Genomic DNA, 24,289 nt, shown 5'->3' with positions numbered 1-24,289 from the left:
TACACACAACAGGTCAGACCTCTTACTACTTCGGAGCTTCTTATGATGGTTCTTAGTATCGTCGTTTTCCTGGCTCTCCTCGGCGTGGTGTTCTACCACCGAGTGAACCTTACCCTCAGCAGCCTGATCCTGGTGGCGTACACCGCCGCCATGGGCGCTATCGGCCTGTGGAGCTTCTGGCTGTTGCTGCCGCTGGCTATCGTGCTGCTGCCGCTGAACCTTTCCTCTGTGCGCCGTTCCCTGCTCTCCGCGCCGGCGCTGCGCGCCTTCCGCAAGGTGATGCCGCCGATGTCCACCACCGAGAAGGAAGCGATCGACGCCGGTACCACCTGGTGGGAAGGCGATCTGTTCCGCGGCGCGCCGGACTGGAACAAGCTGCACAGCTACCCGAAACCGCGCCTGACGGAAGAAGAGCAGGCGTTTATCGACGGCCCGGTGGAAGAAGCCTGCCGCATGGCCAACGACTTCCAGATCACCCACGAACTGGCCGATCTGCCGCCTGAACTCTGGGCATACCTGAAAGAACACCGTTTCTTCGCGATGATCATCAAGAAAGAGTACGGCGGTCTGGAATTCTCTCCTTATGCTCAGGCGATGGTGCTGCAAAAACTGGCCGGCGTTTCCGGCATCCTGGCGATCACCGTCGGCGTGCCGAACTCCCTCGGCCCGGGCGAACTGCTGCAGCACTACGGTACCGAAGAACAGAAAAACCACTATCTGCCGGGCCTGGCGCGCGGCGACGAGATCCCTTGCTTCGCGCTGACCAGCCCGGAAGCGGGTTCCGATGCCGGCGCCATTCCGGACGTGGGCACCGTGTGCATGGGCGAATGGCAAGGCAAGCAGGTGCTGGGCATGCGCCTGACCTGGAACAAGCGCTACATCACGCTGGCGCCGGTCGCCACCGTACTGGGCCTGGCGTTCAAACTGCATGACCCGAACCGCCTGCTGAGCGACAACGAATCCCCGGGCATCACCTGCGCGCTAATCCCGACCAGCACGCCGGGCGTGGAAATCGGCAACCGCCACTTCCCGCTGAACGTGCCGTTCCAGAACGGCCCGACCCGCGGCACCGACGTGTTCGTCCCGATCGATTACATTATCGGCGGCCCGAAAATGGCCGGCCAGGGCTGGCGGATGCTGGTTGAGTGTCTGTCGGTAGGTCGCGGCATCACCCTGCCGTCCAACTCTACCGGCAGCCTGAAATCCATCGCCCTGGCGACCGGCGCTTACGCGCACATTCGCCGTCAGTTCAAGATCTCCATCGGCAAGATGGAAGGTATCGAAGAGCCATTGGCGCGCATCGCCGGCAACACCTATGTGATGGACGCCGCCGCTTCGCTGATCACCTATGCGCTGGTGCAGGGCGAGAAGCCGGCCGTGCTGTCGGCCATCGTCAAATACCACTGTACGCACCGCGGCCAGCAGTCGATCGTTGACGCCATGGATATCGCCGGCGGTAAAGGCATCATGCTGGGCGAATCCAACTTCCTGGCTCGCGCCTATCAGGGCGCACCGATCGCCATTACGGTGGAAGGCGCGAACATCCTGACCCGCACCATGATGATCTTCGGCCAGGGCGCGATCCGCTGCCATCCTTATGTGCTGGATGAAATGGCGGCGGCGCAGAACAACGATCTGAACGCCTTCGATAAATCGCTGTTCGGCCATCTGGGCCACGTCGGCAGCAACAAGGTACGCAGCTTCTGGCTGGGCCTGACCAACGGCCGCACCAGCGCCACGCCGACCAAGGACGCGACCCGTCGTTACTATCAGCAGTTGAACCGCCTGAGCGCCAACCTGGCGTTGCTGTCGGACGTTTCCATGGGCGTGCTGGGCGGCAGCCTGAAGCGCCGCGAGCGCATCTCCGCTCGCCTGGGGGACATCCTCAGCCAGATGTATTTGGCTTCCGCCGTGCTGAAACGCTTTGACGACGAAGGCCGTCAGAAAGAAGATCTGCCGCTGGTGCATTGGGGCGTGCAAGACAGCCTGCATAAAGCCGAACAGGCGCTGGATGACCTGCTGCGCAACTTCCCGAACCGCTTTATCGCCGGCGCGCTGCGCTTCGTGGTCTTCCCGTTTGGCCGCGTGCATACCGCACCGTCCGACCGTCTGGATCACCAGTTGGCCAAGATCCTGCAGGTGCCTTCCGCCACCCGCAGCCGTCTGGGGCGCGGTCAGTACCTGACGCCGAGCGAGCATAACCCAATCGGCCTGCTGGAAGCGGCGCTGGCCGACGTGATGGCCGCCGAGCCGATTCACGAGCGTCTGTGCAAGGCGGCCGGCAAAAATCTGCCGTTCACCCGCCTGGATCGTTTGGCGGAGCGCGCGCTGGAAGAAGGCAAGATCAGCGCCGATGAAGCGAGAATTCTGGTGAAAGCCGAAGAGAGCCGCCTGCGCTCCATCAACGTGGACGACTTTGCGCCGGATGCGCTGGCGGCCGCCAAGCCGGAAAAGCCGGCGGCGCAGTCTAAGCGCCAACAGCAGACCGAAGCGGCTTAGCGCCAATTCGAACTTCACGCATCCAAGGGGCGATCATCATCGCCCCTTTTTCTTTTGCTTTCATGACAAACTGCGCACCGCGCCGCAGGTTGGCGCAGCGGCGGATTTCACGGGAAGGAAGTTCGAGTAGACTGCGCAGCGGGTGCTCTGGATCTTTCTGTCCGGAGCCTTGGCAAAGGAGAGAAAGAGAAAGGCCCCGAGTCGATATTATCAACCCGAGGCCACTCTGATGCCCAACAACATCAGGTTAGCCTCTTACCCGCCGCAAGGCAAGGATAGGGAGGTCAAAAATGCAGCAAAAACGGGTCGTACTTAAGCTGGTGATCGTCTGTATGACGCTGATCGCGTTCATCTGGCTAACCCGCGGTTCGCTGTGCGAACTGCGCATCAGGCTGGGAGACTCGGAGGTTGCGGCCACTTTGGCTTACGAATCCGAACGGTAAGGCAACCCAACGGCGGGGTTCGCCCCGCCCGTTGGCTGATGGTGTCAGGCAAGATCCACGAGCACCCGCCTTTTCAGCCCTGCTGACGAATGCGCGCCAACAGCGCGTCAATATGCTCGATCTGCGGCGCATTGACGATCAGCGTGCGCCCCAATCCCAGCGCATGGCGCTGACAGTCGAGGCGCATATCGGCGTCGGCGATGCTGTCCAGATCGGCGACGTGCGCCAGGCCGATGGTGCGCCGAATCAGTTCGGTGCCGCAGTACCCGACCGCATCGGTCCAGACCTGTTGCAGGAACAGCTCGGCGTAACCCGGCGTCGCCAGCGCCGCATCCCGGCTTTGCTGATGGCACAACGCCAAAAAGCGATCGGCGAAGATCAGCCACAGCTCGCGCACATCCTGCAGGCGCTGCTCGCGCCCGGCGGCGGCGTCGCGCGGCCCGAATAGCCCCGGCAGCCCGCAATAGTTGAGCAGCAGGTTGCCTAACGCAGTACCGATATCGAAACCGATCGGGCCGTAGAAGCCGAATTCGGCGTCGATCGCTTTCAACCGGCCTTCCGCCACGAAGATCGAACCGCTGTGAATATCGCCGTGCAACAGCGCCTCCGCCTTGCTGAGGAAGCGATGTTTCAGGCCGGCGACCGCCAACTTCAGCGGCGCATCCTCGCGCAGCGCCTGCACCTGCGGCAACAGCGCCACCTCGAACTGATTGCGCTCATGGTCGATATAGGGATCGGTAAAGAACAGGTCTTCGGTGATCTGGCACAGTTCGGGGTTAGTGAAACGTCTGACCTCCGCCTTCTTCTGCTGCGCCGACTGATAAAAATCGGAGGTGTGGAACAGCGTCTGCGCCAGGTATTCCGCCAACTGCCCGGCCGCCAGCGGGTGATAGTTGCCCTGTACCAGCTCACTGCGCCAGATGCGATGATCGGAGAGATCTTCCTGCACCATCACCGCCAATTCGGGATCGTGATGCAAGACTTTTACCGTATGCCGCGGGCAGAAACCGCCGTGAACCCGCAGCGTTTCCGCTTCGATGCGCGCCCGATCCAGCGTCAGCGGCCAGGATTCGCCCACGCAGCGCACGTAGGGCAGCGCCTGTTTGACGATCACCCGGCTCACGCCTTCGCGATCGCGGATCTTGAACACCAGGTTCAGGTTGCCGTCACCGATCTCGTCGGCGCTCACCAGCGCCTGCGGATCGGCCACCTGCCCGTATTGGCGGGCATATTCAACGGCATCGGCAGCCGTAAACGTACGATAAAGCGACATTCCCCAACCCCTCTGTTCTCTCTCACTGACCCCAGCGATTCTATTTATTTAGACGTAAAAGCATTTGGACGTCTATACATCTGGAAGTCATGTTGGCAGAATAGCGTTTCAGATGCAATAACCACGCAACAAGGAATTAACCGCCGATGCAAGCGCTTAACACCACCAGTTTGACCCTGCAGGACAACCGCCTTTGGATCCTCGATCAGCAAGCCCTGCCGCAGGAAAAGCGGTGGCGCGCCTGCGACAGCGTGGAGGAACTGGTCGGACACATTCACAGCCTGCGGGTGCGCGGCGCGCCGCTGATCGGGCTGTCCGCCAGCCTGCTGCTGGCGCTGCTGGCGGAACGCGGTCTGCCGCGCGCCGAGCTGGAGCGGGCGCTGCACACGCTGCGCGCCGCTCGCCCGACGGCGGTCAACCTGATGAACAACCTGGATCGCATGAAACTGGCGCTGGCCGAGCCTGACTGGGCGCCGGCGATGGTGAACGAAGCGCTGCGGCTGGTGGAAGAGGATCGCCGGCTGTGCGATCGCATCGCCGATCACGGCGCTGGGCTGGTCAAGCCCGGCAGCCGCCTGCTGACCCACTGCAATACCGGCGGATTGGCCACCGCCGGCGTCGGCACCGCCATCGGCGTGCTGCTGCACGCCCACCGGCAGGGCAAAGTGCAACAGGTATGGGTCGATGAAACCCGGCCGCTGCTGCAGGGCGGCCGTCTGACCGCCTGGGAATTGGGCGAGCTGGGCATTCCCTATCGCCTGATCTGCGATTCGATGGCCGCCAGCCTGATGGCGCAGGGCCAGGTCGATGCGGTATGGGTCGGCGCGGATCGCATCGCCGCCAACGGCGACGTCGCCAACAAGATTGGCACCTACAGCCTGGCGGTGCTGGCGCACTATCACGGCATCCCGTTCTACGTGGCCGCCCCGCACACCACCCACGATCCGCACTGCCCGGACGGCGCAGCCATCCCGATCGAGCAGCGCGCGGCGGCCGAAGTCACCGGCGTTTCAGGTAGCTTCGGCGCCTGCCAGTGGGCGCCGAACGATGCGCCGGTCTACAATCCGGCGTTCGACGTCACGCCGGCGAAGCTCATCAGCGGATGGATATTCGACAGCGGCGTGATTACGCCGCAGCAGGTTGAAGCGGGGATTTTCCAGCGGGCGTTGGGTTAACGCCCGTCCATCGGCACTCAGTCCAAACGCGGATAAGCATCGGCGATCTTGTCGCCGGTGAAATGCGCCACCCAGCCTTCCGGGTTGTCGAACACCCGGATCGCGGTAAAGTGCGGGGCCGAGCCCATATCGAACCAGTGCCGGGTGTTGGCCGGCACCGAGATCAGATCGTTCTTTTCACACAGGATCTGGAATATCTTGCCGTCCAGATGCAGGCAAAACAGCCCTGCGCCCTCGACGAAAAAGCGCACTTCATCTTCGCCGTGCGTATGTTCGGACAGGAATTTTTCACGCAGCGCCTGGCGCTGCTCATGGTCCGGCCGCATGCTGATCACGTCCCAGCTCTGGTAACCCTTTTCCGCCACCAGCCGGTCGATCTCATGCTGGTAGGCCGCGATCACCGCCTCCGGCTGCGGATTGTCGCCCAGCTCGCGATCCGCCTGCCAGCGCTCAAAGCGCACGCCGATCTGCGCCAACTGCCGCTGGATCTCCTGCGCATCACGGCTCTGCCACAGCGGTTGCTGCGGCGCTGTATCGCTGAAAATGGTCAATCCACTCATGAGACGAACTCCCCTAAATCGATGCGATCAAAACGGTTAACCTGCGGATGTCGGCTCTGCACGTCCGCCTCATCGCGGATCAGCTGGCAGGTATGCCAGCCGGCGGCCTGCGCCGCATCCAGCTCCTGGCGGATGTCGGACAAAAACAGCAGCTCGTCGGGCGCGATGCCGATAGCCTGCGCGATGTTGCGGTACGACGCGGTTTCACGCTTGGCGCCGACGTGCGTATCGAAATAGCCGCTGAACAGCGGCTGCAGATCGCCCGCGTCGCTGTGGCCGAACAGCAGCTTCTGCGCCTCCACCGAACCGGAGGAATAGACGTAGAGCTTCACCCCTTGCCGCTGCCAGGCGGCCAACTGCCCGGCGACTTCCGGATACAGATGCCCGCGGAAATCACCCTCGCGGTAGCCACTGCGCCAGATGATGCCCTGCAGCGCTTTGAGTGCGGTGGATTTGCGGTCTTCATCCATAAAGCGGTACAGCGCGGCGATCAGCACGTCGAGATCGGCCTGCGGTTGGCCAATTTCAGCGCGCAGCGCCGCCAGCGGTGCGGCGACTTCGCTCTCAGCGGCATGGCGGCGCACAAAATCCGCCAGCCGTTCGCGGGCGTAAGGAAACAGTACCTGATGCACAAAGCGAATATCGCTGGTGGTGCCTTCAATATCGGTCACGATAGCGCGGATCATTTCGCCTCCAGTAAGCGGCGTTGCAGTTCACACTGGAACAGGAATTCCAGCCCTTCGAGATGGCGGCGGGCTTCCGCCACCTGGCTCCCCCAGCAATACAGGCCGTGGCCGCGTACCAGAAAGCCGTATTGCAGTGGCGTGGCCTCGGCATAGGCCGCCACGCGCGCCGCCAGCCGAGGGATATCCTGATCGTTGTCGAAAATGGGGATCGCCACGCGGTCCAGGTGGCTGCGCTGGCCGGCCAGCGACTTCTGCATTTCGTACCCCTGCAGCACCAGCGCATCACCGCGTTCCACCCGCGACAGGACGGTAGCGTTGACGGAATGGGTATGCAGTACCGCGCCGATATGCGCAGACAGGCGATAGAGCAGCGTATGCAGCCCGGTCTCCGCCGACGGCGTGCGGCCGCTCGGCACATGATTGTCGGCAATATCCACCCGCAGAAAATCGGCGGCGCTCAGGCTGCCCTTGTCTTTGCCGGACTCGGTGACCAGGCACTGACGTTCGTCCAGGCGCAGCGACATGTTGCCGCCGGTCGCCGGGCACCAGCCTTTGTTGCCAATCCAGTGGCAGGCCGCCAGCAATGCGGTAAGTTGCGGATTCTCCGTCATTATTATCGTTTCCCGTTCGGTAAGGCGGCCGGCAGATGAGGCTTGGCCTGCCGCGTGGCGGGCTAAGCACTTTTTCGCATTTAGCCATCTAAGCGTCTTGATTGCCAAATACTAGCATCGTGTTATATTGACGGCAATATAAGCGCCAGGAGTATTCACCCGCTATGAGCACTTCCGCATTGATTCCCGAAAGCAAACTACCCTCGCTGGGCACCACCATCTTTACCCAGATGAGCGCGCTGGCGCAGCAGCACCAGGCGATCAACCTGTCGCAGGGCTTCCCCGATTTCGACGGCCCGGACTACCTGAAAGAACGCTTGGCCTGGCACGTCGCCCAGGGCGCCAACCAATATGCGCCGATGACCGGCGTGGCGCCGCTGCGCGAAGCCATCGCCGACAAAACCGCCGAGCTGTATGGCTGGCAGCCGGACGCCGGCAGCGAAGTGACTGTCACCGCCGGCGCCACCGAAGCGCTGTTCGCCGCCATCAGCGCGCTGGTGCGCCCCGGCGACGAGGTGGTCTGTTTCGATCCCAGCTACGACAGCTATGCGCCGGCGGTGACGTTGGCCGGCGGCATACTCAAACGCATCGCCCTGCAGCCGCCTGCGTTTGCCGTGGATTGGCCAGCGTTCGCCGCCGCGCTGTCGCCGCGCACCCGCCTGGTGATCGTCAACACGCCGCACAACCCGTCCGCCACCGCTTGGCAGGCGGAAGACATGCAGCAGCTGTGGCACGCTATCGCCGAACGCGAAGTCTACGTGCTCAGCGACGAGGTTTACGAACACATCTGCTTCGCCAAAGGCGGCCACGCCAGCGTGCTGGCCCACCCGCAGCTGCGCCAGCGCGCAATCGCGGTGTCCTCTTTCGGTAAAACCTTCCACATGACCGGTTGGAAAGTGGGCTATTGCGTGGCACCCGCCGCGCTGAGCGCCGAGGTGCGCAAAGTGCATCAATACCTGACCTTTTCGGTCAATACCCCGGCCCAGCTGGCGCTGGCGGATAGTCTGCGCGCCGAGCCGGAGCACTGGCGACAGCTGCCGGCGTTCTATCGCGCCAAACGCGACCGCTTTGTGCAGGCGCTGGCGAGCAGCCGACTGGAAATTTTACCCTGCGCGGGTACATACTTCTTGCTGGCGGACTACGGCGCCATCTCCGATCTGGACGATGTGGCGTTCTGCCATTGGTTAACCGAGCACGTGGGCGTGGCGGCCATTCCGCTGTCGGTCTTCTGTGCCGATCCTTTCCCCCATAAATTGATCCGGCTGTGCTTCGCTAAACAGGACGCCACGCTGGATGCAGCTGCGGAGCGGTTATGTCGACTTTAAAAATTACCCTGTTGCAGCAACCTTTGGTCTGGCGCGACGGCCTCGCCAATCTGGCCGCCTTCGACGCGTTGCTGGCGCCGATCGTCGGCCGCGATCTCATCGTCTTGCCGGAGATGTTCACCACCGGCTTCGCCATGGATGCCGGCGAGAGCGCCCTGCCCGAACAGCAGGTGATCGACTGGCTGCACGGTTGGGCGGTGAAAAGCCACGCGTTAATCGGCGGCAGCGTGGCGCTGAAAACCGACGAGGGCGCGGTCAACCGTTTCCTGCTGGTGGAGCCGGGTGGCCAGGTACACGCCTATGACAAACGCCACCTGTTCCGCATGGCCGGCGAACACCTGCACTACCAAGCCGGCAACCGGCGTGAAATCTTCGAATGGCGCGGCTGGCGCATCCTGCCGCAGATCTGCTACGACCTGCGTTTCCCGGTTTGGGCGCGCTATCAGCAGGATTACGATCTGGCGTTGTACGTCGCCAACTGGCCGGCGCCACGCAGTCACCATTGGCAAACGCTGCTGGCGGCGCGGGCGATAGAAAACCAGGTGTATGTAGCGGGTTGCAACCGGGTGGGCGACGATCCCAACGGCCTGAACTACAGCGGCGACAGCCTGATCATCAGCCCTCAGGGCGAGATCCTGGCGGATGCGGAGCCAGGCGCGGCCACGCGGCTGGACGCCGAGCTGTCGCTGGAAACCCTGCAGAGTTACCGCAGCGCCTTCCCGGCCTGGCGCGACGCCGACAGCTTTCTGCGTTTAGACTGACTCCCCCTTCTCCCAGCCGGCGATCGCCAGGCAATAGGCCTGGATCGCCAGCGCCACGTCCGCCTGCCGCACCGCTTCGGCCGGATGATGGCTGACGCCGCCGGCGCAACGCACGAACAGCATGCCGACCGGCCAGTGCGCCGCCACGGCGATGGCGTCGTGCCCGGCGCCGCTCGGCAGCGCCAGGCTCCGCTCCTGTACCTGCTCGACGGCCGCCTGCCAGCATTGCCGCAGATCGCTATCGCAGGCGGTGGCGTCAATGTGGTAAAACTCCTCGCTGGCGAAGCGCACGCCGCGGCGCGCGCAGATCGCCTGCGCCTGCGCCAGCAACGCCGTCAACAGCGCCGCCAGTTGTGCATCCTGCGGGCCGCGCACGTCGAGCGTCAATCGCACTTCGCCGGGGATCACGTTGACCGCGCCCGGCAGGCATTCAATACACCCCACGGTGGCCACCAAATGCGGATCGGCGGCGCGGGTCAGAGTTTCGACCGCCGTTATCCATTCCGCCGCGGCCGCCAACGCGTCTTTGCGCTGCACCATAGGCACCGTGCCGGCGTGGCCCGCTTCACCGCTGAAAGTGCAGGTAAGCCGGCGCGCGCCATTGATCGCCGTCACCACGCCCAGCGCCAGGTCGGCTGCCTCCAGGCACGGCCCCTGTTCGATATGCAATTCGAGATAGGCGCGAATTTCGTTTGGCGCGCGACGCGCCTGTGCGATCGCCGCCGGATCCAGCCCAAAGTCGCGCATGGCCTGCGCGATGCTCACCCCGTCGGCATCCGTCTGCGCCAGCCACTCCTGCGGCCATTGGCCGGTCAGCCCGCGGCTGCCGAGCAGCGTGACGCCAAAGCGCGCGCCCTCTTCGTCGGCAAAACCGATCACCTCCAGCGCCAGCGGCAAACGGCGCCCCTGGCGGTGATAGTGCGCCACCGTCTCCAGCGCCGTGAGCACGCCGAGCATGCCGTCATAACGCCCGGCGTTGCGCACCGTGTCCAGATGCGAACCGAGCAGCAGCGCGGGGGCACCGGGCGTGTGCCCTTCATAACGGCCGCAGATATTGCCGACGCTGTCCTGCCACACCCGCATGCCGCTCTCGCGCATCCATTCACCCACCAGAGCGTTGGCGCGCCGATGTTCGGCGGAGAGATAAAGACGCGTCAGCCGATCGGGCTCTGCGCTGATCGCCGCCAGCTCGTCACAGCGCGCCATCACCCGTGCGGCAGCCTGCTGCGCCTCCAGCGGCGTCATTCAAGCCGTCCTGCGTCGTACAGGTCCCAGGCCGCCTGGAGGGCCTCCCCCTGTTGCGTGGCGAAGCCCAACCGGTTCAACACCGCCTCCAGTGCCGCCAGCGTTTGCAGCACGCAATCCTTGCGCGCGTTGTAGCCCATGGTGCCGATGCGCCAGATCTTGCCCTGCAGCGGGCCGAACGAGGTGCCGATTTCGATGGCAAAGTCGTTCAGCATCATCTGCCGCACCTGTTCGCCGTGCACCTGCGGCGGGATCATCACGCCGAGCACGTTATTCATGCGGTGTTCGAGATCGCCGAACACCGCCAGCCCCATGCCCCGGATGCCCGCCAGCATCGCCGCGCCATGCAGCCGGTGGCGGGCGATGGCCTGATCCAGCCCTTCTTCAAGGATCACCCGCGCACATTCGCGCGCTGCGAACAGCATGCTGGTGGCTTCGGTATGGTGATTCAGGCGTTCCGGTCCCCAATAATCCATGATCATGCCGATGTCGAAATAGTTGGAGTAAATCATCTCGTCGTCGCCGTCGGCATGCTCGGCGGTGCGGATCCCCGCCTCCACGCATTTACGGCGGCGCACTGCCTCTTCAAACTGCGGGCTGAGGGTGACCGGCGAACTGCCGGAGGGGCCGCCCAGGCACTTCTGTAGCCCGGCGGAGACCGCATCCAGCCCCCAGGCATCAGTCTCCAGCGGGTTACCGCCGAAGGAAGCCGTCGCATCGGTGTAGAACAACACGCCGTGGCGGCGGCAGATATCGCCCAGCTCATGCAGCGGCTGCAGCATGGTGGTGGAAGTGTCGCCCTGCACCGTCAGCAGCAGGCGCGGGCGCACTCGCTTAATCGCGTCTTCGATGCGATCGGTGCTGAACACCTCGCCCCACGGCGCCTCAATCGTGTGCACCTCGGCGCGGCAGCGGCGGGCAATCTCGCACAGCAGATGCCCGAAACGGCCGAAGACCGGCACCAGCACTTTATCGCCCGGCCGAATAGCGGAAACCAGCAGCGCTTCGATACCGGCGCGCGAGGTGCCGTCCACCAGCATCGTCCAGCGGTTTTCGGTGCGGAACAGCGCGCGGTACAGCGCCATGACCTGATTCATGTAACCGGTCATCGCCGGATCGTACTGGCCGATCAGCTGGCTCGACATGGCGCGCAGCACGCGCGGATCGGCGTTGATCGGCCCCGGCCCCATCAGCAGGCGTGCCGGCGGGTTAATCTGATCGAATTGCGAGATATCCAACATGTTCATTCCCTGTCAGCTTAGTAAGTTATTGAGTTATGCCGTCAGCGTCGACATGACGTTTGTTTGCTGCCCAACAGCCTACTCCCGATAGGGATTCAGTTGAAACAAAAGATTCTTATGATCAATTAATGAAACCAAAGTAACACAATGAGGTGACCGATCCGCCTTAAACGGTGGAAGGTGCAGGAAGGGAAATGACCTGCCGCGCTTAACGCAGCTCCAGTTCGTCCAGCGCCTGGAACAGTTCGGCGACGTGATGAATACGCTGCCGCCCCTGCGCCAGCCGCTCATGCAGCAACGCATTGCTGAGCAGGCTGGCCAGGCTCATGGCGGCGGCATAGCTGTCGAACGCCGACACGCTGTCGAGCGGCACGGTCAAGTGCCAGTTGGCCAGTGGGAACAACGCCTGCGCCTGCGGTTCGCAGATCAGCAGCGTCGGCACCCCGCGGCTTTGCAACAGCGCCAGCAGCGCCTTTATCTGGCGCGGCCGGCGACGGAACGCCACCACCACCGCCATGTCCTGCGGCGTCAGCCCCGCCAGATCTTCCGCCAGCGTTTGCCCCGGCTGCGGCGCCAGCAGCACCTGCTCCCGCACCTGCATCAGCTGCTGGCGCAGGTGCATCGCCACCGGATAGCTGTTGCGCAGCCCCAGCAGCATCACGCTTCGCGCCTGCGCCAGTGCGGCGATCGCCGCGCTGAACTGCACCGCATCGATCTGCTTTACCCAGCGGGTGAGGTTGGCCATTTCCTGCTTACAGTGCCGCGCCAATAGCGTATCGCCCTGCACCGCATCGCGGCTGTCGGTCAGCGGCATGCCGCTTTGGCGCAGGGTGCGCAGCTCATCGCGCATGGCGCGGTAGTTGGGGTAACCCAGCCGTTTGAACAAGCGGCTGACCGTGGCTTTGGAAACGCCGCTCAGACGCGCCAGCTCGGCGCTGTTGTAGCCGATCAAATCGTCATAGTGATCGAAGATGAAGTCGGCCACCCGCTGCTCCTGCGGCGTCAGCTGTGGGTAGTCGCGGCGCAGGCGTTCGTCGAACCGTTGCATTATCGTTCTCGCTGTAACCTTCGTTTCAGCGGAACATAACACGGTCGAACTACCCGCTGGCAAGCGATTATTCGTTGAGGGGGAATAGCAGCGGCATGCCCTGCTCCAGCGTTAATGCCGGAAAAGGGCCGCGCGTTCAGCACCAATAGGCCATGAAGTTGACGGTAGCGCGATCCAGATCGCGTTCGCCGATCAGATAACGCCGCAGCGTTTTCACCGTGGAAGACTCGGCCGCCACCCAGGCATAAAAAGCGTTACCGCCGGCCGCCCGCTCCCAAAGCACCTCATCGCTCAGGCTGCTTTCCGCCAGGGACTGCGCCTGCGCACACGCCGACGCGGGGATATCGACCCGCTGGCGCACCGCCTCCACCAGCAGCGTACCGTGCGCCAACTGGCGGCCCACGTCGCGCGGCAGCCAGTAAACCTCGGCGAACGGGAAACGGGCCAAATCCAGGCAATCCCCCGCCACCGGCACTTCGAAGAACGCCTGCACCCGCGGCGGATTGGCCTGCTGCGCCAGCTGCTCCAGAATGCCCATCGCCGCCGGCACCGCCGTCTCATCGGCGATCAACAGCGCCTGCTGCAACTGCGCCGGCGGCGCCCATTCGTAGCCGCCGCTGTCGCCGCCGAACTCGCCGTTGGGCGCGACCGCCTGAATGGCGTCACCCGGCTCGGCGTGGGTCGCCCAGGCGGAAGCCGGGCCGTTCACACCATGCAGCACGAATTCGACGTCCATCTGATTCTGCTCACGGCGCAGCGCACGCAGCGTATAGGTGCGCATCACCGGCCGTTGTTCTTTGGGGATCGCCATGTAATCGCCGTACCAGTCCGGGCCGTTGGCCAACTGCGGGCTCTGGCCGTCCGCCGCCGGGAACAACAGTTTGATGCGCTGATCCGGCGCTTCAAGCTTCATCCGATGAATATCCGCACCTTCAAACACGCAGCGCACCAGCGAAGGTGAAATCAGCGTTTTGCTTTTCAGGGTGATATCAAAAATTCTGTAGCTGGCGGACATGTTCTCGATTCTCCGGCAACGCTGTCGCTTGCGCATATGGCCGATCGGCTGCCGTGTTGACGGCGTGGGGTGCTCGATCGCGCAGTGGGTAAAATGTTAATAAAACTAATTAATTACGTTAATGTATCGCAAAAAATCATATCATGATTTTATTGATAACAAGAAACGTTATTGATAAAAGAAGCATTCTCAAAAATAGAGTAATAACAAAATCACCTGGGAAATAACGATGAAACGCAAACACCTTTGGGTATTGAACCCTTGTCTGCTGGCAATGCTTGCGCCGGCGGCTTGGGCAGAAGATCAGAAAACCAGCAACGAAGAGCAGTTGGTGGTCTCCGCCAGCCGTTCGCACCGCAACGTGGCGGAAATGGCGCAGACCACTTGGGTCATCGAAAGCCAGGAGATCGAACAGCAGGTCCAGGGCGGCAAAGAGATCAAGGACATGTTGGCGCAGCTGATCCCCGGCATGGACGTCAGCGGCCAGGGCCGCACCAACTATGGCATGAATATGCGCGGCCGTTCGATGATGGTGATGATCGACGGCGTACGCCTGAACTCATCGCGCAGCGACAGCCGCCAATTGGATTCTATCGATCCGTTCAATATCGATCATATTGAGGTGATTTCCGGCGCGACCTCGCTGTACGGCGGCGGCAGCACCGGCGGCCTGATCAACATCGTCACCAAAAAGGGGCAACCGGAACAGCAGGTCGAGTTGCAGCTCGGCGGTAAAACCGGCTTTGGCGGCCATAACGATCACGATGAGAACGTGGCGGCGGCGGTCAGCGGCGGCAACGACAACGCCTCGGGGCGCCTGTCCGTTTCTTACCAGCGCTACGGCGGCTGGTATGACGGCAAAGGCAACGAGGTGCTGATCGACAACACCCAAACCGGCCTGCAGTATTCCGATCGCCTCGACGTGATGGGCACCGGCACCCTCAACATCGACGATCATCAACAGTTGCAGCTGACCACCCAATACTACAAAAGCCAGTCCGACGGCGACCACGGCCTGTTCCTGGGAGAAAACTTCGCGGCGGTGACCGGCAACGCCAAGGCCTACAACAGCGGTAGCTTAGATTCCGACCGCATCCCCGGCACCGAACGCCATCTGATCAACCTGCAGTATTCCAACACCGATTTCCTCGGCCAGGATCTGGTGGCGCAGGTCTACTACCGCGACGAAACCCTGACCTTCTACCCGTTCCCGACGCTGGCGGGCAAAGCGCCGAACTATTACGTCAGCAGCATTGGCGCCTCGCAGCAAAAAACCGACTTCTACGGCGGCAAACTGACGTTAAACAGCAAACCTGTCGACGCGCTGACGCTGACTTACGGCATCGACGCCGAGCATGAGAGCTTCAACGCCAACCAACAGTTCTTTAACCTGGCGAAGGCGCAACAGTCCGGCGGCATGACGCTGGAGAACGCCTACAGCACCGGCCGCTACCCGAGCTATACCACCAGCAATCTGGCGTCGTTCCTGCAGGCCAGTTACGACATCAACCCGATCTTCACCCTGAGCGGCGGCGTGCGTTACCAGTACACCGAAAACAAAATCGACGACTTCGTCGGCTATAACCAGCAGCAGGCGATCGCTACCGGCGCCGCCGCCTCCGCCGACGCCATTCCGGGAGGGAAAACTGACTACAACAATGCGCTGTTCAACGCCGGCCTGTTGGCTCACCTGACCGAGCGCCAGCAAACCTGGTTCAACTTCTCTCAGGGCTTCGAGATCCCGGATCCGGGCAAGTATTACGGCAACGGCACCTACGCGCTGAACGGCGGCCACTACCAACTGCTGAAAAGCGTTAACGTCGGCGATTCCAGGCTGGAAGGCATCAAGGTCAATGCTTACGAGCTGGGCTGGCGCTATACCGGCGATAACCTGCGCACGCAAATCGCCGCCTACTACTCGCTGTCCGACAAGAGCATCGCCATCAACAAAACCGACATGACCATCAACGTCAATGCGGATAAGCGCCGCATCTACGGGGTAGAAGGCGCGGTGGATTATTTCTTTGAAGACAGCGACTGGAGCGCCGGCACCAACTTCAACGTTATCCGTTCCGAAACCAAGGTCAACGGCGAATGGAAGAAGCTGGTGGTGGATACCGCCAGCCCATCGAAAGTCACCGCCTATGTCGGCTGGGCGCCGGGCGACTGGAATCTGCGCTTACAGTCGCAGCAGACCTTCGACGTGTCGGACGACGGTGATTACACCAAGGCCAATTCCACTCAGGGCCGCAAGATCGATGGCTACAACACCCTCGATTTCCTCGGCAGCTATGCCCTGCCGGTGGGGAAAATCAGCTTCAGCGTGGAAAACCTGCTGGACAAGGAGTACACCACCGTTTGGGGCCAACGCGCGCCGATACTGTACAGCCCAACCTACGGTTCGCCTGAGCTGTACAGCTATAAAGGCCGTGGACGCACCTTCGGCTTGAACTACTCGGTGTTATTCTGAGGATAAGGGGCCGGTCTGCCGGCCCCGTTCATTGAGCCGCACCGTTTTTCAGAGAGCAGAAACGACGAAGCCCTGAGTTATCGCTAACTCAGGGCTTCTGAATAGTGGCGGAACGGACGGGGCTCGAACCCGCGACCCCCTGCGTGACAGGCAGGTATTCTAACCAACTGAACTACCGCTCCGCGCCATTCCCTCTTGCGGGGGAACGAGGCGCATATTACGGACGCCTTTCGGTTCCGTCAACGCCTTTTTCTCACCAAATGAACCGTTTGCACAGTTTTTCAACGAAGGTTCATCCGCTGAGGTTTTTTCACGCAAAAACGCCGTTATTCGGCCGGCGCTCCGCGCCACAGGCAGCTGCCGCCCTTCTTCGCCACCAGATCCAGACGCGCCTCGTGCGCCTTCACTTCTTCGTCGCTGGCGTAGACCACTTTCATCGCGGTCGCCGGGCGGACAATGCGCTGAATCTCTTGCGCGGCGTCGTTTTGCTGGGTATCCCCCTCCATCTGGAAGGCTATCGAGGTCTGACCGCCGGTCATCGCCAGATAGACTTCCGCCAGGATCTCGGCATCGAGCAATGCGCCGTGCAGCGTACGCTTGCTGTTGTCTATCTCATAACGGCTGCACAAGGCATCGAGGTTGTTGCGCTTGCCCGGGAACAGGCGGCGCGCCATCAGCAGGCTGTCGGTGATGGTGCAGAAGGTCTCTGTCTTCGGGATGCCCTGCTGCAGCATGCGGAATTCGTGATCCATAAAGCCGATATCGAACGCCGCGTTATGGATCACCAGTTCGCCGCCGCGAATAAAGTCGAGGAATTCCTCGGCAACCTGATCGAAGGTCGGCTTGTCGGCCAGGAAGTCGTCGCTGATGCCGTGTACGCCGTAGGCTTCCGGATCCACCAGCCTGTCCGGCTTGATGTAAACGTGGAAATTGCGCCCGGTCAGGCGGCGGTTAATCACCTCCACCGCACCGATTTCGATGATGCGGTGCCCTTCGTAGTGCACCCCAAGCTTGTTCATACCGGTGGTTTCGGTATCGAGGACAATCTGTCTGGTGGTTGTAGAGATCATATTGCAGTGCTCACAGCGCTCGTTTATGTCAGACTTGGCTTTTATAAAACTGATAGGAAGAGTCTACCAGAGATGCTCAAACAGGTAGAAATTTTCACCGACGGCTCCTGCCTTGGCAACCCCGGCCCCGGTGGCTACGGCGCGATATTACGCTATAAGCAGACGGAAAAAACCTTCAGCGAGGGTTTTCGTCTGACCACCAATAACCGCATGGAAATGATGGCGGCGATCGTGGCGCTGGAAGCGCTGACCGTGCCCTGCGCCGTGACGCTCAGCACCGACAGCCAGTATGTGCGCCAGGGCATCACCAGCTGGATCCATAACTGGAAGAAGCGCGGCTGGAAAACCGCCGACAAAAAGCCGGTCAAGAATGTCGATCTGTGGCAGCGGTTGGATCTGGCCATTCAGCGCCACGAGGTGAAATGGGAATGGGTCAAGGGCCACGCCGGCCACCCGGAGAACGAACGTTGTGACGTGCTGGCGCGCGAAGCGGCCGGTAAGCCGACGCAGGAAGACGTCGGTTACCAACCGGAAGCCTAAGGCAGTTTGCGATAGCTCTTGGTCGCGCCCACCGCGCGGCTGAGAGAAGGTTTTCTCGCCCCCAGTTTCATCGGCGTGGGCGTCAGCGGCAAGGTGCGTTTGCGCGCCACAATCACGCTCATGCAGCCCAGCGCCGGCAAATGAGTGCATAAAAACTTGCCGCCCTTGCGGTGCCATGGCAGCACGTGAAAACGCGCCTGGTACAACACCTCATAATTCAGCAGGCTGAGCCAATCCAGCAGCCGCATCTGGGTAAACATGCGGCTGACATAGGGCTGGCGGCGACGCAATCCGGGCACCAGTTTGCCCAATCCCAGCAGGCTGAACGGATTGAAGCTGCTGATAACCAACCAGCCATCGTCGATCAACACCCTGTCTACTTCACGCAGCATGCGGTGCGGATCGTCCGCGTAGGACAACGTATGCGCCAACAGGCAGGCATCCACCGACTTGGCGGCAAACGGCAGTTGATAAGCATCGGCGATCACCTGCAGCCCTTCCCCCTCCAACCCTACGTTGACCTGATGGGAAATTGCGCATTTGTCCGTGGCCAGCTCGGCGCTGAGCATGCCCATCTTCAGCAGATGGAAACCGAACAGCTTTGGCCACCAGGGTTGCAACTGCCGCTCGAGGGCTTCACGATAGTATTCCCCCCACGGCAGCTCCGCCCAGGACTGCGGGCCGGTGAGCTTTTGTAGAGTATGGGCTGGTTTCATGATTTATTATCTTCTTTCAAGCCGTTGCCAACGAGAGGTACACCATGAATCTTATCAGCATTCCCGCCTTCCAGGACAATTACATTTGGTTATTGGATGACCGGCAGGGGCGCTGCATTATCGTCGATCCGGGTGAGGCGCAGCCGGTGCTCGAAGCGCTGCAGCGCCTGCAGCTGACGCCGGCGGCGATCCTGCTGACCCACCATCATCACGATCACGTCGGCGGCGTGGCGCAGATCGTGGCGCAATATCCCGGCCTGGCTGTCTATGGGCCGCAAGAAACCGCGGACAAAGGCGCCAACCACATCGTCCGCGACGGCGACACCTTTGCCATCGATGGCCGCCAATACAAGACTATCGCCGTCCCCGGCCATACGTTGGGCCATGTGGCATTCTATAGTGCCCCTTATCTGTTCTGCGGCGACACAATTTTCTCCGCCGGCTGCGGCAGGCTGTTTGAAGGCAGCGCCAAACAAATGTACGACTCATTTCAACAACTCGCGCAACTTCCCGATAACACCTTAATTTGCTGCGCGCATGAATATACTCTTTCAAATCTTAAGTTTGCGCGGGCTATTTTGCCAGAAGATCGAGAGATTGAAACATATCAACAACATGTTGAAGCGTTAAGGGCAAAAGGCCAAGCCAGCGTGCCAACCACATTGCAATTAGAGCGCAAAATTAACCTATTTTTACGTTGCCATGACGCTGATTTACAAAAGAAATTAGGCTTTAATTCACCACCAGAAAGCCTTCATTCAGTTTTTTCCGAATTACGCCTGCGGAAAGATAACTTCTAAGCTTTTAGTTGTGTTATTTGGCGAAGCAAAGTATTATTGCTCGTCTTTTAAGCAACTACATTGACACACACATGAAGGCTAAAGCGATATTTCTCGCCTCAGTCTTGCTAGTGGGTTGCCAGTCGTCCAGGCAGGACGCACCGGCGCCAGAACAGCATGCACAGAGTTTGTCTTCAGCTGGTCAAGATGGTGAAGCAGGAGAGTACACAGCAAATGGCCGAGCGAGCTCGGCGCGGTGGTTGGATAACAACAGTCCCGCCGCGCAACAGGACCTGTGGAACTTCATTAGCGACGAGCTGAAGATGGAGGTTCCGGAAAATTCCCGGATCCGTGATCAGAAAAGAAAGTACTTAAAAAGTAAGAGCTATCTCCACGATGTAACATTACGGGCAGAGCCGTACATGTACTGGATAGTCGGGCAGATTAAGAAACGTAATATGCCGATGGAACTGGTACTGCTACCCATAGTGGAGAGCGCTTTTGACCCCCACGCCACGTCAAGTGCCAACGCTGCAGGGCTATGGCAAATCGTGCCGCAAACGGGTCGCAATTATGGTTTGAAAAACAATCAGTGGTATGACGGTCGACGCGATGTCGTCGCCTCGACAACCGCTGCGCTTAACATGATGCAGCGCTTGAACCGTATGTTTAATGGCGACTGGTTACTGACCGTAGCCGCCTATAACAGTGGTGAAGGCCGCGTGATGCAAGCGGTGAAGGCAAACAAACGCCAAGGTAAGCCAACCAATTTCTGGGCATTGTCGCTTCCGCGTGAAACGTCAATCTATGTCCCGAAAATGCTGGCGCTGAGCGACATCATCAAGAACAGCAAGAAGTACGGCGTGAAGCTCCCGAAAACGGATGAAACCCGTGCGCTGGCGCGTATCGATGTCGGGCAGCAGATCCAGCTGACTCAGGCGGCTGAGATGGCGGGGCTTTCAGTCACCAAGATGAAAGCGTATAACCCAGGCTACAAAAAAGGCGTTACGGCACCCAACGGGCCCCATTACATCATGGTTCCCAAAGGGCATGCCGAGCAACTGAAAGACTCGCTGGCCGATGGCCAGATCGCCGTGACTCAGCCAACGACGCAGTTGGCGAAGAACAGCGGTTTGACCGGTGGCAGTTCATATAAAGTGCGCTCCGGCGACACCTTATCGGGCATTGCCAAGCGGCTGAACGTTAAGACCAGCGATTTGCAGAGTTGGAACAACTTACGCGCCAAGAGCGCCATAAAAGTTGGGCAAACCCTGCAAGTGGCCAGCAATACTGGCGGTAACAGCAGTATTACCTATCAGGTTCGTAAAGGTGATTCGCTTGCCAGTATCGCACGTCGTCACGGCGTCGATATTAACGACGTGATGCGTTGGAATTCAACGCTCGGTAAAGGCAACAGCCTTCAACCCGGTCTGAAGTTAACCCTGTTTGTCGGCAACAAGCTGACGCCGGACACCTAAGTTTCCGGCACAAAAAAAGCACCCTTCGGGGTGCTTTTTTATTGCCTGCGATTCACCAGACGGGAGAATCTTTTTCCGGGTGGAACTCCACCAACAGCGGATTGTGATCCGACGCGCTGGTCACCAGTACCGACGCCTCTACGACCCCAAGATTGCGATAAAACACAAAGTCCAGCGGGCGGCCAAAAGCCTTACGGCGGTGATCGTCGGCGAAGCTCACTTCGCGCAGCGCCATCTCACCGGCAAAGTCATACAAGGCATTGATACGTTTGCGGCTCCAGGCGTTGAAGTCCCCGGCCATGATCACCGGCCCCCGGTGGCTGGCGATCTGCTCGCCGATCGGCCCCAGCTGCTTGCTGTAGACGTCGACTCCCAGACTAAAGTTCACCGCATGGATGTTCACCACCATCAACAGCTCACCGTTGTACAGCGGATAAACGGTGATCAGGGCCGACTTGGACAGCCGCAGCAGCGGCTCTCGCTCGCGCAGCGGGCAGCAGTAAACCGGATGAGCGGCCGCCAGCGTCATCACGCCGGAAGGGTGCTGCGGCAACACAAAGGCCGGTACCTGATCGGCCGCCAGATAGTTGGCGGTAGCGTAGCTCACCAGCTCCGGCGTAGTTTGCGCTTCTTGCAACAGCACCAGCTGCGCATCTTTGCCATGGTTTTTCAGCACCGAAAGCCAGTCGGCTCGCTGCTGTTTGAAAATATTCCACACCATAACGCGCAAGGCGCCGGTCGTCGGCAGCGCCGCCCCTGGCGGCAACGGCTGATTAACGGCGCCAGGAAAGATTCGCTCAACTGGCTGGCCTGCAACATACCTCATTGCATAAGTTCGTTTCGGCACGCGATTCGCCTATAACCCATTAGCATGAAACTGGCGATGAAGACTTCGCCAACGGTGAATTGATTATACGCCTGCCCCGCACAGACGGCATGGCTTTTACAGGCATAACCTTTTCAGTTATAGGGGCCGCCTGCGGCGATTTCAATCTTCTGAGGGTATAGCAGTGTAAAGGTGATGCAGCAGAGGTGAAAAATGCGAAAGGGCCAGCAAAATGCAGACGGGGAAACAGGAATATGCGCAATCAGATTCCTGTGGGTGACGACGATGCTCCGACGTGTTTAAATGACGAAATCGCTAAAAATTTAGAACAGAGTTTGCCTTTGGAGCAAAAATGAAAGCGAATTCGGACGAGCTCATCACCTTCGTCACCGTAGTGGAAAGCGGCAGCTTCAGCCGAGCGGCGGAGCGCCTGCAGCAGGCCAACTCCGTGGTCAGTCGAACGGTAAAAAAGCTGGAGAGCAAGCTGGGGGTAACCCTGCTCAACCGCACGACACGCCAAATCAGTCTGACCCAAGAAGGCGAAAACTACTTTCGGCAGGTGCAGAAAGTGTTGAGCGATATGGCCGCAGCGGAAAATGCGTTGATGGAAAGCCGTCAACGCCCGCAGGGGCTGCTGCGCGTCGATGCCGCAACGCCGGTCGTCTTGCATCTGTTGACGCCGCTGGTCGCCGAGTTTCGTGAACGCTATCCGGAAATGTCCCTGTCGCTGGTCTCTTCGGAAAACTTCATCAATTTGATCGAACGAAAAGTGGATATCGCAATCCGCGTCGGCGAGCTGACGGACTCTACGCTGAAAGCGCGCAAGCTGATGGCCAGCTATCGACGCATCCTGGCCTCCCCCGCCTACCTGGCGCAATATGGCGCGCCAAAGACGGTAGCCGACCTGGAGCACCATTGCTGCATCGGCTTTAACGATCTGCCCAATCTGAACCGCTGGCCGCTGACCTGTGCCGATGGTCGACAACTGGAGATCGTTCCGGGGCTGACCACCAACAGCGGTGAAACCCAGCGCCACCTGTGCCTGCACGGCAACGGCATCGCCTGCCTGTCGGACTTTATGAGTGATGAAGACGTCAAACGCGGGAACCTGGTTCCCCTTCTGGTAGGAGACACGCTGCCACTCGAAATGCCGATCAACGCGGTGTACTACAGCGATAGCGCTGTCAGTAATCGCCTGCGCAGCTTTATCGATTTTATCAGCGAGCGGCTAAAGCGATAAAAAGGCGCCCTCTTGGGGCGCCTGAGGTCTTCATATCTGAAGATTAGTCCCAGTTGGGTGCCAGGCCTTCCGGGCTGACCAATCGGCCGTTGCTTTCAAGCGCCGCAATCTGCGCCATATCTTCGTCACTCAGCGTCAGTTGCTGCGCTAACAGGTTGCTTTCCAGGTTTTCGCGCTTGGTCGAAGAAGGGATCACCGCGTAGCCCAGCTTCAACGCCCAGGCCAGAACCACCTGTGCCGGCGTCGTATTGTGACGGGCGGCAATGCTTTTGATCGTCTCATCCTGCAACGCTTTGCCATACGCCAGCGTCATATAAGAGGTGATGGCGATACCATGTTGCCGTGCGAACGCCACCACTTTTTCATTCTGCAAGAACGGTGACAGTTCGATCTGATTAGTCGCAATCTGATCGGCGCCAACCGCATCAATCGCCTGCTGCATCAGATCGATGGTGAAGTTAGATACACCAATCTGACGGGTCAGCCCCAATCGCTTGGCTTCCAGCAGTTCAGCCATAAACTCTGCGACAGGCACCTCATCATTTGGCGATGGCCAGTGAATCAGCGTCAGATCGACATACGGGGTCTGCAGCTTGGCCAAGCTGTCTCGCAGACTGGGAATTAAGGCGCCCTTAGCCAGATTCGCGATCCAGATCTTGGTTGTGATGAACAACTCGTCACGCGGCACACCGCTAGCGGCGATAGCCTGGCCGACGGCCGCTTCGTTTTCATAGATCTGTGCGGTATCGATAGCCCGATAGCCCAATTCCAGTGCCGTGCTCACAGAGTCGATAACGACCTGATCCTGAAGGCGGAAAGTACCTAAACCAAATGCAGGGATGCTCACAATATTTACTCTCTCATTAGTGGATAAATAACGATGCGAGAGAGTATGGCAATATTTTTAGTGAGCAAAAACGCCAGGTTCGGCATAAGACTTTTGACCAACAGGCAACAATATTGAGAAAAAGCGGCAGGAAGGGCGACAAATTCGACGAGGCTTTATGAATTTTGCATATGAAAAAGCCCTGAGTCAGAGACTCAGGGCTTATCAATTAAGTGGCGGAACGGACGGGGCTCGAACCCGCGACCCCCTGCGTGACAGGCAGGTATTCTAACCAACTGAACTACCGCTCCACCGATTCTTTTACGTTGCATCTTTCGATGCCGGCAATATCGCGCTCTGCGATTTGCGCATTACCAGTCGTCACGCTGATAACGTTTATTTGATGCCTGGCAGTGTCCTACTCTCGCATGGGGAGACCCCACACTACCATCGGCGCTACGG

22 protein-coding genes and 2 tRNA genes are annotated in these 24,289 nt (G+C 60.2%); 10 read left to right on the top strand and 14 right to left on the bottom strand.

What is annotated here, in order from left to right; translation table 11 throughout:
• Nucleotides 1-42 precede the first annotated feature (42 nt).
• Nucleotides 43-2,499, top strand: coding sequence for an acyl-CoA dehydrogenase FadE (fadE, locus tag ACJ8PI_RS24015; protein WP_164134471.1), 2,457 nt, complete (start codon nucleotides 43-45; stop codon nucleotides 2,497-2,499).
• A gap of 290 nt (nucleotides 2,500-2,789) precedes the next feature.
• Nucleotides 2,790-2,942, top strand: coding sequence for a Hok/Gef family protein (locus tag ACJ8PI_RS24010; protein ID WP_004930217.1), 153 nt, complete (start codon nucleotides 2,790-2,792; stop codon nucleotides 2,940-2,942).
• A 73-nt stretch (nucleotides 2,943-3,015) separates the two neighbouring features.
• Here ACJ8PI_RS24010 and mtnK read toward each other — a convergent pair whose 3' ends face one another.
• A complete protein-coding gene (mtnK, locus tag ACJ8PI_RS24005; protein ID WP_048321294.1) occupies nucleotides 3,016-4,215 on the bottom strand; it encodes an S-methyl-5-thioribose kinase in 1,200 nt (399 codons plus the stop codon).
• A 146-nt stretch (nucleotides 4,216-4,361) separates the two neighbouring features.
• Here mtnK and mtnA point away from each other — a divergent pair, with 146 nt between their 5' ends.
• Nucleotides 4,362-5,390 (top strand): S-methyl-5-thioribose-1-phosphate isomerase, encoded by a 1,029-nt coding sequence (gene mtnA, locus ACJ8PI_RS24000; RefSeq protein ID WP_047569194.1) that lies wholly within the window; start codon nucleotides 4,362-4,364, stop codon nucleotides 5,388-5,390.
• 17 nt (nucleotides 5,391-5,407) lie between these two features.
• Here mtnA and ACJ8PI_RS23995 read toward each other — a convergent pair whose 3' ends face one another.
• From ACJ8PI_RS23995 to ACJ8PI_RS23985, 3 genes are read right to left on the bottom strand one after another with little or no spacing between them, the layout of a single operon-like run.
• Nucleotides 5,408-5,950 carry a 1,2-dihydroxy-3-keto-5-methylthiopentene dioxygenase gene (locus ACJ8PI_RS23995; protein WP_015376726.1) on the bottom strand — a complete coding sequence of 181 codons (543 nt, stop codon included), beginning with the start codon at nucleotides 5,948-5,950 and terminating at the stop codon, nucleotides 5,408-5,410.
• Entirely contained in the window at nucleotides 5,947-6,636 is a 690-nt protein-coding gene (mtnC, locus tag ACJ8PI_RS23990) for an acireductone synthase (protein ID WP_033653343.1), read from the bottom strand. Before mtnC ends, ACJ8PI_RS23995 begins: the two co-directional genes overlap by 4 nt.
• Nucleotides 6,633-7,247: a methylthioribulose 1-phosphate dehydratase gene (locus ACJ8PI_RS23985; protein ID WP_033649918.1), complete on the bottom strand. Its 615-nt coding sequence runs from the start codon at nucleotides 7,245-7,247 to the stop codon at nucleotides 6,633-6,635. Before ACJ8PI_RS23985 ends, mtnC begins: the two co-directional genes overlap by 4 nt.
• 164 nt (nucleotides 7,248-7,411) lie before the next feature.
• On the opposite strand from ACJ8PI_RS23985, the gene ACJ8PI_RS23980 reads away from it, so the two are divergent.
• Nucleotides 7,412-8,572, top strand: coding sequence for a pyridoxal phosphate-dependent aminotransferase (locus tag ACJ8PI_RS23980; RefSeq protein WP_033649917.1), 1,161 nt, complete (start codon nucleotides 7,412-7,414; stop codon nucleotides 8,570-8,572).
• A complete protein-coding gene (locus ACJ8PI_RS23975; protein ID WP_033649915.1) occupies nucleotides 8,560-9,333 on the top strand; it encodes an amidohydrolase in 774 nt (257 codons plus the stop codon). Before ACJ8PI_RS23980 ends, ACJ8PI_RS23975 begins: the two co-directional genes overlap by 13 nt.
• Here the strand turns inward: ACJ8PI_RS23975 and hpxK are convergent.
• From hpxK to ACJ8PI_RS23955, 4 genes are all read right to left on the bottom strand, one after another.
• Nucleotides 9,325-10,578 carry an allantoate amidohydrolase gene (gene hpxK, locus ACJ8PI_RS23970; RefSeq protein WP_164134472.1) on the bottom strand — a complete coding sequence of 418 codons (1,254 nt, stop codon included), beginning with the start codon at nucleotides 10,576-10,578 and terminating at the stop codon, nucleotides 9,325-9,327. The two genes, ACJ8PI_RS23975 and hpxK, sit on opposite strands and share 9 nt — an antisense overlap.
• Nucleotides 10,575-11,819, bottom strand: a complete 1,245-nt coding sequence (locus ACJ8PI_RS23965) for a pyridoxal-phosphate-dependent aminotransferase family protein (protein ID WP_103798953.1) — start codon at nucleotides 11,817-11,819, stop codon at nucleotides 10,575-10,577. The genes hpxK and ACJ8PI_RS23965 overlap by 4 nt, the downstream gene beginning before the upstream one ends.
• Before the next feature lie 208 nt (nucleotides 11,820-12,027).
• Nucleotides 12,028-12,867 (bottom strand): MurR/RpiR family transcriptional regulator, encoded by an 840-nt coding sequence (locus ACJ8PI_RS23960; protein ID WP_033653349.1) that lies wholly within the window; start codon nucleotides 12,865-12,867, stop codon nucleotides 12,028-12,030.
• Between the two features lie 136 nt (nucleotides 12,868-13,003).
• The gene (locus ACJ8PI_RS23955) at nucleotides 13,004-13,882 is read right to left on the bottom strand and encodes a siderophore-interacting protein (protein WP_086581022.1); all 879 of its coding nucleotides are present in this window, start codon (nucleotides 13,880-13,882) and stop codon (nucleotides 13,004-13,006) included.
• Nucleotides 13,883-14,111: 229 nt separating this feature from the next.
• Here ACJ8PI_RS23955 and ACJ8PI_RS23950 point away from each other — a divergent pair, with 229 nt between their 5' ends.
• Nucleotides 14,112-16,352, top strand: coding sequence for a TonB-dependent siderophore receptor (locus tag ACJ8PI_RS23950; protein ID WP_164134473.1), 2,241 nt, complete (start codon nucleotides 14,112-14,114; stop codon nucleotides 16,350-16,352).
• A 105-nt stretch (nucleotides 16,353-16,457) separates the two neighbouring features.
• Here ACJ8PI_RS23950 and ACJ8PI_RS23945 read toward each other — a convergent pair.
• Nucleotides 16,458-16,534 (bottom strand) — tRNA-Asp (locus tag ACJ8PI_RS23945).
• A gap of 144 nt (nucleotides 16,535-16,678) precedes the next feature.
• Nucleotides 16,679-17,422 (bottom strand): DNA polymerase III subunit epsilon, encoded by a 744-nt coding sequence (gene dnaQ / locus ACJ8PI_RS23940; RefSeq protein WP_004930195.1) that lies wholly within the window; start codon nucleotides 17,420-17,422, stop codon nucleotides 16,679-16,681.
• 72 nt (nucleotides 17,423-17,494) lie between these two features.
• On the opposite strand from dnaQ, the gene rnhA reads away from it, so the two are divergent.
• Nucleotides 17,495-17,962, top strand: a complete 468-nt coding sequence (gene rnhA, locus ACJ8PI_RS23935) for a ribonuclease HI (RefSeq protein ID WP_033649910.1) — start codon at nucleotides 17,495-17,497, stop codon at nucleotides 17,960-17,962.
• Here rnhA and ACJ8PI_RS23930 read toward each other — a convergent pair.
• On the bottom strand, nucleotides 17,959-18,678 hold the full coding sequence (locus ACJ8PI_RS23930) for a class I SAM-dependent methyltransferase (RefSeq protein ID WP_033637192.1): 720 nt from the start codon (nucleotides 18,676-18,678) through the stop codon (nucleotides 17,959-17,961). The two genes, rnhA and ACJ8PI_RS23930, sit on opposite strands and share 4 nt — an antisense overlap.
• Nucleotides 18,679-18,722: 44 nt before the next feature.
• Here ACJ8PI_RS23930 and gloB point away from each other — a divergent pair, with 44 nt between their 5' ends.
• Together gloB and mltD are read left to right on the top strand one after the other, a co-directional pair.
• Complete coding sequence (gene gloB, locus ACJ8PI_RS23925) at nucleotides 18,723-19,478, top strand: hydroxyacylglutathione hydrolase (protein WP_033637191.1); 756 nt, start codon at nucleotides 18,723-18,725, stop codon at nucleotides 19,476-19,478.
• A 71-nt stretch (nucleotides 19,479-19,549) separates the two neighbouring features.
• Nucleotides 19,550-20,935: a murein transglycosylase D gene (mltD, locus tag ACJ8PI_RS23920; RefSeq protein ID WP_033653353.1), complete on the top strand. Its 1,386-nt coding sequence runs from the start codon at nucleotides 19,550-19,552 to the stop codon at nucleotides 20,933-20,935.
• Between the two features lie 52 nt (nucleotides 20,936-20,987).
• On the opposite strand, the gene ACJ8PI_RS23915 is transcribed toward mltD, so the two are convergent.
• On the bottom strand, nucleotides 20,988-21,782 hold the full coding sequence (locus ACJ8PI_RS23915) for an endonuclease/exonuclease/phosphatase family protein (RefSeq protein WP_028127832.1): 795 nt from the start codon (nucleotides 21,780-21,782) through the stop codon (nucleotides 20,988-20,990).
• A 331-nt stretch (nucleotides 21,783-22,113) separates the two neighbouring features.
• Here ACJ8PI_RS23915 and yafC point away from each other — a divergent pair, with 331 nt between their 5' ends.
• Nucleotides 22,114-23,001, top strand: a complete 888-nt coding sequence (gene yafC, locus ACJ8PI_RS23910; protein WP_033637190.1) for a DNA-binding transcriptional regulator YafC — start codon at nucleotides 22,114-22,116, stop codon at nucleotides 22,999-23,001.
• Between the two features lie 43 nt (nucleotides 23,002-23,044).
• Here yafC and dkgB read toward each other — a convergent pair whose 3' ends face one another.
• Both dkgB and ACJ8PI_RS23900 read right to left on the bottom strand, forming a co-directional pair.
• Nucleotides 23,045-23,848, bottom strand: coding sequence for a 2,5-didehydrogluconate reductase DkgB (dkgB, locus tag ACJ8PI_RS23905; RefSeq protein ID WP_164134474.1), 804 nt, complete (start codon nucleotides 23,846-23,848; stop codon nucleotides 23,045-23,047).
• Nucleotides 23,849-24,061: 213 nt separating this feature from the next.
• A tRNA-Asp gene (locus ACJ8PI_RS23900) sits at nucleotides 24,062-24,138 on the bottom strand.
• Nucleotides 24,139-24,289: the final 151 nt, after the last annotated feature.

Origin of the sequence: Serratia sp. CY82433, from assembly GCF_052166535.1 — a bacterium.
Classification (GTDB): domain Bacteria; phylum Pseudomonadota; class Gammaproteobacteria; order Enterobacterales; family Enterobacteriaceae; genus Serratia; species Serratia sarumanii.
This window is presented reverse-complemented; position numbering and strand designations above follow the sequence as displayed.